Source organism: Kosakonia sp. CCTCC M2018092 (genome assembly GCF_003864115.1).
Lineage (GTDB): Bacteria > Pseudomonadota > Gammaproteobacteria > Enterobacterales > Enterobacteriaceae > Kosakonia > Kosakonia cowanii.
This window is the reverse complement of record NZ_CP034225.1, coordinates 3,630,546-3,643,404: the sequence shown is the minus strand read 5'-3', so window position 1 is coordinate 3,643,404 and position 12,859 is coordinate 3,630,546. Positions and strand designations below refer to the sequence as shown.

General features: G+C 59.1%; 12 protein-coding genes. 8 read left to right on the top strand and 4 right to left on the bottom strand.

What is annotated here, in order from left to right; all coding sequences use genetic code 11:
• Positions 1–88: 88 nt before the first annotated feature.
• On the top strand, positions 89–409 hold the full coding sequence (psiF, locus tag EH164_RS17365) for a phosphate starvation-inducible protein PsiF (protein ID WP_023478946.1): 321 nt from the start codon (positions 89–91) through the stop codon (positions 407–409).
• A gap of 178 nt (positions 410–587) precedes the next feature.
• Complete coding sequence (locus EH164_RS17360) at positions 588–2,111, top strand: FAD-dependent oxidoreductase (protein WP_124969507.1); 1,524 nt, start codon at positions 588–590, stop codon at positions 2,109–2,111.
• A gap of 37 nt (positions 2,112–2,148) precedes the next feature.
• Here EH164_RS17360 and proC read toward each other — a convergent pair whose 3' ends face one another.
• Complete coding sequence (proC, locus tag EH164_RS17355) at positions 2,149–2,955, bottom strand: pyrroline-5-carboxylate reductase (protein ID WP_042712193.1); 807 nt, start codon at positions 2,953–2,955, stop codon at positions 2,149–2,151.
• 130 nt (positions 2,956–3,085) lie between these two features.
• On the opposite strand from proC, the gene EH164_RS17350 reads away from it, so the two are divergent.
• The 5 genes from EH164_RS17350 to ppnP all read left to right on the top strand — a co-directional run bounded on the left by EH164_RS17350 (position 3,086) and on the right by ppnP (position 5,804).
• Entirely contained in the window at positions 3,086–3,547 is a 462-nt protein-coding gene (locus tag EH164_RS17350) for a YaiI/YqxD family protein (protein WP_023478951.1), read from the top strand.
• A 214-nt stretch (positions 3,548–3,761) separates the two neighbouring features.
• On the top strand, positions 3,762–4,286 hold the full coding sequence (gene aroL / locus EH164_RS17345) for a shikimate kinase AroL (RefSeq protein ID WP_124969505.1): 525 nt from the start codon (positions 3,762–3,764) through the stop codon (positions 4,284–4,286).
• Positions 4,287–4,336: 50 nt separating this feature from the next.
• On the top strand, positions 4,337–4,528 hold the full coding sequence (gene yaiA / locus EH164_RS17340; protein ID WP_034812321.1) for a protein YaiA: 192 nt from the start codon (positions 4,337–4,339) through the stop codon (positions 4,526–4,528).
• Between the two features lie 224 nt (positions 4,529–4,752).
• On the top strand, positions 4,753–5,433 hold the full coding sequence (locus EH164_RS17335) for an AroM family protein (protein WP_124969503.1): 681 nt from the start codon (positions 4,753–4,755) through the stop codon (positions 5,431–5,433).
• 86 nt (positions 5,434–5,519) lie between these two features.
• Positions 5,520–5,804, top strand: a complete 285-nt coding sequence (gene ppnP, locus EH164_RS17330) for a pyrimidine/purine nucleoside phosphorylase (protein ID WP_023478933.1) — start codon at positions 5,520–5,522, stop codon at positions 5,802–5,804.
• A 77-nt stretch (positions 5,805–5,881) separates the two neighbouring features.
• Here the strand turns inward: ppnP and rdgC are convergent, their stop codons facing one another.
• Positions 5,882–6,793 (bottom strand): recombination-associated protein RdgC, encoded by a 912-nt coding sequence (rdgC, locus tag EH164_RS17325; RefSeq protein ID WP_023478948.1) that lies wholly within the window; start codon positions 6,791–6,793, stop codon positions 5,882–5,884.
• A 99-nt stretch (positions 6,794–6,892) separates the two neighbouring features.
• On the opposite strand from rdgC, the gene mak reads away from it, so the two are divergent.
• The gene (gene mak, locus EH164_RS17320) at positions 6,893–7,801 is read left to right on the top strand and encodes a fructokinase (RefSeq protein ID WP_124969501.1); all 909 of its coding nucleotides are present in this window, start codon (positions 6,893–6,895) and stop codon (positions 7,799–7,801) included.
• Between the two features lie 617 nt (positions 7,802–8,418).
• On the opposite strand, the gene sbcC is transcribed toward mak, so the two are convergent.
• The gene (gene sbcC / locus EH164_RS17315; protein ID WP_124969499.1) at positions 8,419–11,559 is read right to left on the bottom strand and encodes an exonuclease subunit SbcC; all 3,141 of its coding nucleotides are present in this window, start codon (positions 11,557–11,559) and stop codon (positions 8,419–8,421) included.
• Positions 11,556–12,758, bottom strand: coding sequence for an exonuclease subunit SbcD (gene sbcD / locus EH164_RS17310; protein WP_124969497.1), 1,203 nt, complete (start codon positions 12,756–12,758; stop codon positions 11,556–11,558). Before sbcD ends, sbcC begins: the two co-directional genes overlap by 4 nt.
• Positions 12,759–12,859 lie beyond the last annotated feature (101 nt).

Below are 12,859 nucleotides of genomic sequence, written 5' to 3'. Positions count from 1 at the left end.
GCTGCCCGGCGGTAAAGATTTGCTGCCGGGTGGTTTTTTCGCCAATTAGGACCATCCTTAAAGGGTTCATTGACAGAAGGATGGCGCTATGAAAATTACACTCCTCGTTACTCTTATCTTCGGTGTGCTGTTTATGACGGCGTTAAGCGCCGCCGAGAAAACACTGACCCCGCAACAACAACGTATGACGCTCTGCAATCAGCAGGCTAAGGCGCAGAACCTTGGCGGCGATGCGCGCAAGAGCTACATGAGCGACTGCCTGAAGAACACCAAAACCGAGCCGGGGCAAAAAAGTCTGACACCGCAGCAGCAGCGGATGCGCGAATGTAACGCCCAGGCGACGCAGCAATCCCTCAAAGGCGATGACCGCAGTAAATTTATGAGCGCCTGCCTGAAAAAAGCGGCGTAATCCTTCCCGCGCGGGCGTACATCGCGCCCGCATACTCAACGCCTTTCTGCCGCTCTGTTGCTCCCCGCTTAATCTCTGCCAGGCTTAATTTGTGAGCTGTGTTGTCTTTTTTTCCTTTGCGAGTGTACGTCGCCAGACGTTACGCCCGTTTTGCCACACCAATACGGGAGCAAGAGTTATGAATTATCAATATGTTACCGACCTGAACGATCTGCCGGAAAACCAGCCGGTGAAATTCGATGTCGATGGCACCTCGCTTATCCTCATTCGCACCTTAACCCAGGTGCGCGCGTTCCAGAGCCGCTGCCCCCATGCCGGTGCGCCGCTTGAGCAGGGCGCGGTGTGCGACGGGCGGCTGGTCTGCCCGTGGCATAAAGCTAACTTTGATATCACCAATGGCGAGTGGTGCGAGCCGCTGGCGCTGCAAAATCTGAAGCAGTATCCGGTGCATATTGAGCAGAACCGCGTACTGGTTAACCCGCGCCCGCTCTCGCCGACCAATCACAACACCATTCGCGGCGACGGGCCTCAAACGATAGTGATCCTCGGGACCGGCGCGGCCGGTAGCTCGGCGGCGGTGACGCTGCGCGACGCCGGGTTTAACGGCCATCTGATGCTGATTGATAAAGAGAGCGAAGCGCCCTATGACCGCACGGCGCTGAGCAAGTTTGTGCCGTCAGGCAAGATGAAGATCAGCGAAGTGCCGCAGCTGCTGGATAAAGCGTTTTATGCCCAGCCTGGGGTGGAAAACATTGATCAAGAAGTGACAAAGCTTGATGCCGAAGCACATCAGTTAACTCTCGCCGACGGGCGCGAAATTACCTTCGACAAACTGCTGCTGGCGACCGGTGGACACCCCGTCTGGCCGGAGATCAATGGCAATCAGCTGGCGGGCGTGCATGTGCTACGTGATATCCACCAGGCGCAGACGCTGCTCAGTGAAGTGGAGGATGAGCAGCAACTGGTGATTGTTGGTAACAGCTTTATCGCTATGGAGCTGGCGGCGGCGCTGCGTAACCAGGATGTCGATGTCACCGTCCTTTCGCGCCACGCGCTGCCGTTTGTGCCGCAGTTCGGGGAAGAGATTGGCCGCCACTTTATGCAGTTGCATAAGCAAAATGGCGTCAAATTTGTCACCGGCGAGCCAGCGGAGTTGCAGGGCGATAAGCACGTGCAGGGCGTGGCGCTGAAAGATGGTCGCACCATTCCGGCGCATGTGGTGGTGTTTGCTACCGGCGTGGAGCCGTCGACCGATCTGGTGGGCGATCTACCCCACGAAGAGGATGGCAGCCTGACGGTGGATGAGTATCTGCGCGCCGCGCCCGATATCTGGGCGGTGGGCGATATCGCCACCTATCCGGCACCGGAAGGGCCTCGACGTATTGAGCACTGGCGCGTTGCGCAGCAGCAGGGGCGCATTGCAGCGCTCAATATGCTCGGGGAATCACAGCCTTTCGATCGGGTGCCCTTTTTCTGGACTACCCACTTCGGCACGCGTTTTGAGTACCTCGGCTATGCCCGCGAGTGGGACAGCATGAAGATGCTGGGCTCGTTTGAGAATAAACGCTTTGCCGTGCTCTACGGCCAGGAAGGGATGCTGAAAGCGGTGCTGAGCTGCGGCGAGAACACCGCCACGGCGGAGCTGGTGCTGAAAATGCAGGAGCCGCTGACCATGCGTGCGGCCAGCGAACTCCTCTCATAACGTTCGCGCCACGGTTTAATCGCCGTGGCGCTACTTTTTACGCGCTCAGTTTTTCTGATTTCGCCATACAGGCGGCCATTGCGTCCATTACTGCGGCGCGAAAACCCTTATCTTCCAGCACTTTCACCGCTTCGATGGTGGTGCCGCCCGGCGAGCAGACCATATCTTTCAGCTCGGCAGGGTGTTTGCCCGTTTCCAGCACCATCTTCGCCGAACCCATCACCGCCTGCGCGGCAAATTTATAGGCCTGCGCGCGCGGCATACCGCCCAGCACGGCAGCATCGGCCATCGCTTCGATAAACATAAACACATAAGCCGGAGCCGAGCCGCTGACGCCGACTACCGGATGGATCATCCCTTCGGCAATCACTTCCGCTTCACCAAAGCAACGGAAAATAGTCAGCACATCGGCGGTGTCTTCAGAGGTGACCAGCGCATTGGGCGTGATAGAGGTCATCCCGGCGTTAACCAGCGCAGGGGTGTTCGGCATCACGCGGATAATTTTGCGGTCGTGGCCGAGTGCGCGCGCCAGCTGATCGAGCGTCACGCCCGCCGCGATAGAGACCACCAGCGTCTCTTTATTCAGGCTGGAGGCGATATCGCTGAGGACTTTCACCATGATGTTCGGCTTCACGGCGCCAAAGACAATATCGGCGATCTGCGCCACTTCCTGCGCGCTCTGCGCGGCGTTAATGCCATACTCCTGTTGCAGGGCGGCGACCTTATCGGGCGTTGGCGTGTAAACCCAAATCTGCCCCGGTTTCACCTCGCCGCTGGCGATCAGCCCGCCAAGAATCGCCTTACCCATGTTACCGCAGCCGATAAAACCGATTTTCTTTTCCATCACGTCCCTCTCTGCTTGTTATTGCATGTGATTCATAGCTTAACGCGCTTTTCCGGCAAGGGCGAAAGGATCTCTGCTTTCCCCCGCGGGCAATTAAAGGGACAATGCGCCGAAACAAAAAGGAGTCACCATGGCGATATGGGTTGATGCGGACGCCTGTCCGAATGTGATTAAAGAGATTTTATTTCGTGCGGCGGAGCGGACGCAGACGCCGTTAACGCTGGTCGCTAACCAGAATCTGCGCGTGCCGCCCTCCAAGGTGATCCGCGCGCTCAGGGTGCCGGCAGGCTTTGACGTTGCCGATAACGAAATTGTGCGCCTCTGCGCGCCGGATGATCTGGTGATCACCGCCGATATTCCGCTGGCGGCGGAGGTGATAGCAAAAGGGGCTGCAGCGCTTAACCCGCGCGGTGAGCGCTATACGGAAGCGACTATTCGCGAGCGGCTGACCATGCGCGACTTTATGGATACGTTGCGCGCCAGCGGCATCCAGACCGGCGGCCCGGACTCCCTCTCGCAGCGCGATCGCCAGCAGTTCGCCGCGCAGCTCGATAAGTGGCTGCTCGAGCGCCAGCGCCGCCAGACACCGTAACCGGGCTTGTCAGTTTTTATCACTTCCAGTAAGGTTGCCGCTACAGGTGATGCCACAGAAACTTTACAGGCACAAAGGCTGCGCCAGAACGTTCTGTTACGCAAAATTGAGAGTGTGTAACGTTAATCTTACGCAGCGCGCGCCGTTGGTTTAGTGCTATCATCGCCATCTTATTGTTGTCCCCCAACCGGGGGCCTGGAGGAACAACCTGCTCATGACGCTACCCATCTTTCTCATCGGCGCACGCGGCTGCGGTAAAACCACTGTTGGCCGGGCGCTGGCGCTGTCACAGGGCTTCCAGTTTATCGATACCGATAGCTGGTTGCAGGAAGAGGCGCAGCAGACCGTTGCGCAAATCGTAGAGCAGGAGGGGTGGGCCGGTTTTCGCGCCCGCGAAACGGCAGCACTTGAAGCCGTGACCGAACCCGCTCTGGTCGTCGCCACCGGCGGCGGCATTATTCTCAGCGATTATAACCGCCGTTTTATGCGTGAACATGGGCGCGTGGTTTACCTTTGTGCGCCGGTCGATGTGCTGGCAGGGCGGCTGGAAGCCTTTCCGCAAGAGGGGCTGCGTCCGACCCTGACCGGAAAGCCGATCAGCGAAGAGGTGAGCGAAGTGCTCGCCACCCGCGATGCGCTCTATCGCGATGCGGCGCACTTTGTGGTCGATGCCGCGCAGCCGCCGCTGGCGGTGGTGGCAGAAATTGAGGCGGCTTTACACCTGGCGCGCGCCAGTTAGCGAAACGTTTGACTATACTTATCTCTCTAACCGCAAAAGGAGAATAAGCTATGCCGACTAAACCGCCCTATCCGCGTGAAGCCCGTGTTGTAGCTGTTGAGAAGGGACCCAGCGACGCAACTGTAACCTGGTATGAACTGCGCGCGGATCATCCGAAACCGGACTCATTGATCAGCGAACACCCTTCGGAGCAGGAAGCGCTGGATGCGAAAAAGCGTTACGAGGATCCCGATAAAAGCTAATCCGGCGATCCCGCCAGCATGATTTCCTGAACCTTTCAGAAAGTCGCTTGCATCACATTTTTTGACTGGCTTAATGCCAGTCACTGTTTATATTCATTGTTACTGGAATTTATTAGAACACAGGAGTGGCACATTCTCTTTACACGGCGGCGGTGCTCCATCCTCCGTCGGTTGTTGTGCAGAGAATCATAACTAAAAGCAGTTTTGAAAGGCGGAAAGCGAAAATGAGTGCGACGTTGGCGATCCTCACCATAGGTGTGGTGCCGGTAAAAGAGATCCTGCCGCTTCTGGCAGAGCATGTTTCAGAAGATCAAATCACCCATGTCAGCCTGCTGGGGAAGATGGACCCGGCACAAGTTCGTATCGATTATTGCGTTGATCCCGGCGAGACCGCCATCCCGACGCGTCTGAGCGATGACAGCCTCGGCATGGTTTCGCGCCAGAAGGTGGAGCGCGATCTGCAAAGCGTGATCGAAGTGCTCGATAACCAGGGGACCTATGACGTTATCCTGCTGATGAGCACCGCCGACATCCGCGGCTTAAACGCGCGAAACGCCATCTTGATTGAACCGCAGCGCATTATTCCCCCGCTGGTCGCCTCGATTGTTGATGGTCACCAGGTCGGCGTGATTGTGCCGGTGCCAGAACTGATGGCGCCGCAGAAGAAGAAGTGGCAGGTGCTGGAAAAAGAGCCGCTGTATGAACTCTGCCATCCCTACCAGGCGAGCGAAACAGAGTTGATTGACGCCGGAAAAGCGCTGCTGGAACGCGGTGCCGATGTGCTGATGCTCGACTGCCTTGGCTTCCACCAACTGCATCGCGATCTGCTGCAAAAAGCGCTGGATGTACCGGTTTTACTCTCCAATGTGCTGGTGGCGCGCCTCGCCTCAGAACTGCTGGTGTAGCCGCATAACGGCGCAATTTCGCGTGACATCACTTAAGCCCGGCCTCTATAGTGGTTTTCCAGTCATTTCTCTATAAGGGCCTGTTTATGCTTCAAAGTAATGAATACTTTTCCGGTAAAGTGAAGTCCATTGGGTTTACCAGCAGCAGCACTGGCCGCGCCAGCGTCGGCGTGATGATGGAAGGGGAGTACACCTTCTCCACCGCGCAGCCGGAAGAGATGACGGTGGTCAGCGGCGCGCTGAACGTGCTGTTGCCAGGTGAAACCGAATGGAAAAGGCACGCTGCCGGCGAAGTGTTCAATGTCCCGGGCCACAGCGAATTCCATCTGCAGGTTGCCGAGCCGAGTGCCTATCTCTGCCGTTATCTGTAACGCTTGCGCCGTCCGGTGACAAAAAAGCCCGGTAGCGCTGCGCTGACCGGGCCTGTGAAAGTGAGTTGCTAAAAGCGTTAGCGCTGGGCTTCGCCGCCCAGGCCTTCCACCAGATTTTGAATCAGTGCCGCCAGCTCGCCGGTCATCAGAATAAAATCGGCATCGAATCGCTGGGCATAATCTTCCCGATCGATATCTTCATTCTGATCGCGCAGCTCATCGCTGAACTTCAGGCGTTTTACCGAGCCATCATCACAGATCATAAACTGGATGCGCTGCTGCCAGTCGAGGGCCAGCTTGGTCACCACTTTGCCCGCTTCAATGTGCACAGCGATTTCGTCACTCACCAGATCCTGCTTTTTCGCGCGGATCACGCCGCCATCTTCCAGCATTGCTTTCAGCTCGGCTTCGTCCAGCAACTGGAAACCCTGCGCCACGGTGCCGGAGCGGACCCATTCGGTGAGCGTCAGCTCAATTGGGTTTTCCATCGTCAGCGGGACAACCGGGAGAGAGCCGAGGCTTTTACGCAGCAGCGCCAGCGTATCTTCCGCTTTTTTCGCGCTGGCGCAGTCGACCATAATCAGGCCGTTGACGGTGTCGATCCACATCATCGTCTGGCTGTAGCGGCTGAAGGCGCGCGGCAGCAGCGAGTGCAGCACTTCATCTTTCAGCGCATCTTTTTCGGTTTTTTTCAGTTTGCGCGCCTGCTCGGCTTCGAGGCGGGCAATTTTTGCTTCCAGCGCCTGTTTCACCACCGGCGTCGGCAGAATTTTTTCTTCTTTGCGCGCGCAGATAATAATCTGGCCGTTGTTGGTGTGGGTCAGCGCTTCGCTGTGTGAGCCCATCGGTGGAACCCAACCGGTTTTCGCCATATCCTGACTACCGCATGGCGTAAACGAGAGCGGGGCGAGCTGTTTTTCCATCTCTTCCGCACGGAGCGCCACATCGCGGCTGAGACGGTATACCATTAAATTTTTGAACCACAGCATGATTTTTTCCACGGCCTTGTCGTTAAATGCAGCGGGCATAATAGCGAATTGTCGCCGCGCTTGCATTGCTAATGCGTGGTCCACTACGAGGAGTTTGATGTGCGTATCGGTATCGATTTGGGTGGTACAAAGACAGAGATTATTGCGCTGGACGAGCGCGGCGAGACGCTGTTCCGCCATCGGCAGCCGACGCCGCGCGACTATCAGCAGACCATTGAGCTTATCGCTTCGCTGGTCGACTTAACGGAAAAAGAGACCGGCCAGCGCGGCACGGTGGGCATGGGCATTCCGGGCTCTATCTCGCCCTATACCGGGGTGGTGAAGAACGCCAACTCCACGTGGCTTAACGGTAAACCCTTTGATAAAGATTTAAGCCAGCGCCTTAATCGTGAAGTGCGTCTTGCGAACGATGCCAACTGCCTGGCGGTGTCGGAAGCGGTCGACGGCGCGGCAGCGGGCGCGCAGACGGTGTTTGCGGTGATTATCGGCACCGGCTGCGGTTCCGGCATTGCGCTCAATGGCCATTCACATATCGGCGCTAACGGTACGGCGGGCGAGTGGGGGCACAATCCGCTGCCGTGGATGGATGAGGATGAGCTGCGTTACCGCAATGAAGTGCCCTGCTATTGCGGCAAACAGGGGTGCATTGAGACCTTTATCTCCGGCACCGGCTTTGGCACCGATTACCAGCGCCTGAGCGGCCAGGCGTTGAAGGGCAACGAGATTATTCGCCTGGTAAACGAGCAGGACGCGGTTGCCGAGCTGGCGCTGAGCCGTTATGAGATGCGGCTGGCGAAATCACTGGCACATGTGGTCAATATCCTCGATCCCGATGTGATCGTGCTGGGCGGCGGGATGAGTAATGTCGATCGCCTTTACCAGACGGTTCCCGGGTTGATGCAGAAGTGGGTTTTTGGCGGCGAGTGTGAAACGCCAATCCGCAAAGCGTTGCACGGGGATTCCAGCGGCGTGCGCGGCGCGGCGTGGCTCTGGCCACAGGGGGAGTAATGCGCCAATCGAACCGCTGAAACGGCCCAGGCCGGATAAGCGTTTACGCGCCATCCGGCAATGGGTGCGGCATGTTGCCTCGGTGGAAGGGTTCCGTTCACCATACGTGGTGGGGTTTCATTGACCTCTTATGCGGTGAACGGGACAAGGGAAGAGGCCGCGCTCCCCTTGTCAATCCCCGCGGCCCCGCGAGGAAATCGGTGCCGCGCACTGCGCTCACCTCCCGCGTGCCTGACTGCGGCCGGCTCGACTCGACATCCTGTCTCGGTTCGCCTCTGTCCGCCATCCATGGCGTCCAGGCCTTGTCATTCCCGCTTCGGTTCGCCGATTTCAGCGGGGACACAACCCCGTCGCTGTCATATTGCAGATAAAAACAAAGTCGGTGTCGCTGAAAGCACGTTTTTGTAGGCCGGATAAGGCGAAGCCGCCATCCGGCAGTGGTGCGGTGATAATGCCGGATGGCGCGTACCGCTTATCCGGCCTACGCGGTTTCAGCGGCATGATGCCGTGCCCTACTGCACCTGGTGAACGGAACCATTCCACCGAGGTAATCCCATTGCCGGATGGCGGCTACGCCTTATCCGGCCTGGGCGTTTTCAGCGGCACGATGCTGCGGCCTACGACACCGAATACTTCCCATCCAGCTTGCTGTAGCCAAGCCCGTTTATCTTCTTCACCTTAATCTGCACCGGAATACGCTCCTTCATCGCCTCGACGTGGCTTATCACGCCGATGGTCTTCCCGGTGGCATTTAACGCATCGAGCGCATCCAGCGCCGTGTCCAGCGTTTCACTATCCAGCGTGCCGAAGCCCTCGTCGAGGAACAGCGAATCGATACGCGTTTTATGGCTTACCAGATCGGAGAGCGCCAGCGCCAGCGCCAGGCTCACGAGGAAGCTTTCGCCGCCGGAGAGCGTGCGGGTATCGCGCACCGCATCCGCCTGCCAGGTATCGACCACTTCCAGCTCCAGCGCGTCGCTCACTTTGCGCTTAAGCAAATAGCGTCCGTGCAGGCGGGTCAGCTGGTTATTTGCCAGCCACACCAGGTTATCCAGCGTCAACCCCTGGGCGAATTTGCGAAACTTATCCCCCTCTTTGGAGCCAATCAGCGCATTGAGATGGCCCCAGTCATCGCAGCGGGCGCTGGCGTGCTCAATCTGCTGTAACACCGTCTGCTGGCGTTTGCGGTTATCCGTATCCTGCTTGAGCTGCTGGCGCACTTCGCCCTGGCCTGTGGTGTTCTCGCGCAGCTGTCGCGCAAGCTGCTCCAGCGCCGGAGCGATGCTCTCCATGCTGGCATCCGCCGCAAGCCCGGCGGGGCGCTGCTGCTGATGGTCAGTGAGTGCCTGCTCCGCACTTGCCGCCAATGCCTGTTTCTGCTGGCAATCGCTTTCCAGCGTCTGGCGCAGCTGCGCAAGGCGTTGATGCTCGCCATCATCAAGCAGGGCGCGGAGGAAGGCGTCGCGATCGTCAAAAATGCTCGCCGCCAGCGCATCGTTAAATGCCTGCTCAGATTGACGCTCGCTCTCTGCCACCTGCGCCAACTGCTGGTGCAGGGTTTGCCACTGGCTTTGCAGCGCCAGGCAGGCGTCGTGCACTTTGCGCCACCCTTCCAGCGCCACGCGAGCCTCGCCAACAGTGATCTCCTCTTCGGGCAGGGTCTCGAGGATCGGCGCAAGCTGCGCCAGCTGTTCCTGTAGCGCGGTAAGTTGCTGCTGATGCTCTTGCCACTGCTGCGCTTCATCGGCGCGGGCGGCCAGCCACGACGCTTCGTCATCTTCGGCGGGCAGCGCCAGATCGAGTTCAGCAAGGGTTGCGGCCAGGCTTTCACGGCGGCGCTCAACCGCCTGCTGATACTGCTCGCTCTGCTGGCGCAGCTCATTGATCTGCTGTTGCAAAGTCAGGCGCTGATTGAGCAGATAAAGCTGATGCTCATAGGCATCCTGCGCGCTTTGCCAGCTGTTGAGATCGCGCTGCGGCTCAAGGGTGACGTTCAGCGCGGCGCAGGCTTTTGCCCACGCCTCAAGCCAGCTGCGCTCCTCTTCCTGGAGCAGTTTTGCTTCGCGCTCATCTTTCTCGTAACGCTCAGCGAGGCCTTTTAGCCGTTCGCCGAGCGCCACGCCCGCTTCCTTCATGGTGCGCACTTCCAGATCGAGTGCATTAAAGCGCGTCTGATTGACGCCCGGCTCGATGGCCTGATAGTGGGCAACTGCCGGGTGCTCCGTTGCGCCGCACAGCGGGCAGGGATGGCCAGGCTGGAGACGCGCGCGCTCGCTTTCGAGATCCTTAATCCGGCTCTCCAGCTCGCAAATGGTACGCACCTCGTTCAGTAACTGATTCTTCTCTTTATACTGCTCGCGTTTGTGCGCCAGCTCGGCGGTCAGTTTCTCCTGCTCCGCTTTCAGATCCAGCAGGCTCTGCTGGCGCTGGCTTAACTGCTTGCGCAGCGGCGCATAGCGGGCGTGCAGGGCGGTAAGCTGCTGGCGCAGCGGGCGGTTTTGCGCGCAGAGCGCCATCGCCGCCGCTGTCTCCTCAAGGCTCATCTCAAGGGTGGAGATTGGCAGGGTGCGCAGGCGCTCCTGCTGGCTCTGCACCCGCTGCTGCGCCGCGAGCCACTGCTTTTTCTCCTCCGCCAGCTGGCTGAAGAGCGCCCGCCAGCCGGTTAACTCACTCTGCCAGCGCTGGAAACGGGCATGCTCGTTTAACCACGCCTCCAGCGTTTGCCGCGATGCAAGCAGCGAGGCTTGCTGCTGCCCGGCGCTGGCGCGTATCTGCGCGCGCTGTAACAGGCTGGCTTGTAAGCGAGTATTCACTTCCTCGCTCTGCGTACGGGTGCGCGTCAGGGTTTTACGCTGCTCTTCAAGCCGCTCCCACAGCGGGCGCAGCTGCTGCGCCGGCTGCGCCAGTTCAAGAGCCGCAAGCTGCGGCCTGGCGTCATTACGCGCCTGTAGCGCCTGCGCCAGCGTCGCTTTTGCCCGCCCGCGCGCCGCTTGTAGCTCCGCTTCGCGGCTGAGCCACTGCGCCTGCGCCTGCGCGCTGCGCTGGGCGCTCAGCAGTGTCTGCTCTTCGTCAGTCAGTACTTGCAAACGTTGCTCAAGCTGCGCCCGCTGCTCGCTGTCCAGCAGCACGACGCCCTCGGCCTGCGCGCGTAGCTGTTCCAGCTCGCCTTTGGCGCTTTTATGCTTCTCAAACACCATCGCCGAAATCTGCCCGTAGATCTCGGTGCCGGTCAGCTCCTCCAGCAGTTCGGCGCGCTCGCGCGGTTTGGCGTTGAGGAATGCGGCGAACTGCCCTTGCGAGAGCAGCATTGAGCGGGTGAAACGGCCATAATCCAGCCCGGTGAGGGAGGCGGTGAGATCGAGCTTATCTTTGACCTTATCGGCGAGGATCTTCCCCGTTTCGCAGAGCGCCAGCTCCACGCGCGGAGCCTGTAAATTGCCATCCGCCAGCCCGCGGGCGCGCGTCTGGCTCCAGAAGGCGCGATAGGCAATGCCTTTGACCTCAAACTCCACTTCCGCCAGGCACTCGGCGGTATCGCGCGTCATCAGATCGTTTTGCGACTGTGACAGCGTGCTAAGACGCGGCGTCTCGTGGTAGAGGGCGAGGCAGATGGCATCCAGCAGGGTGGTTTTCCCGGCCCCGGTGGCCCCAGTAATGGCGAACAGCCCGTTACTGGCGAAGGGCTCTTCGGTAAAGTCGATTTTCCACTCGCCCTTCAGCGAGTTGATATTTTTCAGCCGTAAACTGAGGATCTTCATGCGTCATTCTCCTCATCCAGCGCCTGACGGGTCTCGCTGAACAGCGTATGTAAGCGCGCACTCTGCATCTCGTCGAGCTCCTCCTGCGCCAGCCTGCGGTCAAAGACCTCTTCAACTTTCAACTCGCTCAATGTTTCACGCAGTTCACCGGCGAGCAGGCGATCGCGCAGTTCGCGGCTGCGGCGCACCAGCAGCACTTCGACGGGCAGATCTTCCGTCACCTGCTGGATTTTGCGCTGCATATCGACCAGATAGTCGCTGCTGACAATCTCAATATCGAGCCACACCGGCGGCGTGGCGGGGGCATTGCGCCACTGCTCAAGCTGGCGGCAGATATCGGCAAACTCGCCCTTAATCACCGCCAGCGGCTGAGTGGCAGGCACGTCAAGCGTGGTGACCTCAGCCAGCTTGCCGTCGGCGAAAGTCACCAGATTGACGCCTTTACTTTTTCCGGTCTCATCAAAGCTGAGGGGAATCGGCGAGCCGCAGTAGCGAATATGCTCCGTGCCGCCGATTTTCTGCGCGCGATGGATATGGCCGAGCGCGATGTAATCCGCCGGGGGAAAGTTCTGTGCAGGAAAAGCATCCAGCGTGCCGATATAGATATCACGCACCGCGTCACTTTTACTCGCCCCGACGGTGGTTAAATGGCCGCTGGCGATAATCGGTAACGGCTTATCGCCGCGCAGGTCGCAGGCGGCCTGATACTGCTGCTGATAGTAGTCGGTGATGGCCGCCAGCAGGTGCTGCTGTTTTTGCTGCCCGGACATCCCCGCCTGGCTGACGGTAATGTCGCGCGGGCGCAAAAAGGGCACCGGGCAGAAGACCGCACCGGGTTCGCCGTCGCGGCGATAGAGCAGAAACGGCGCGACGCCCGCACTGGCGACCACGGTGGTGTTGAGATAAGCGAGGATCTCTTTTGATTCATTCAGGGTCGCCACGGAGTCATGGTTGCCCGCCAGCACGATTAACTGGCAGCCGGTACGCTGCAAATTAACCACAAAGCGGTTATAGAGTTCGCGGGCGTAACTTGGCGGCGATCCGGTATCGAAAATGTCGCCCGCCACCACGATGGCGTCGACCTGCTGCTGCTCGGCTGTGGTTAACAGCCAGTCCAGAAAAGCGCTGTGCTCGGCGGCGCGACTTTTGCTGTAGAAGTTTTGGCCGAGATGCCAGTCCGATGTGTGAAGAATGCGCATAGTGATCCCGTGGCAAAAAAGCATAACGGCGATTATAAACATTAAGCGGGTCAGGGACATCGCCTGGCGCAAATTTGCGTTGTCACAATCGCGCGGGCTGG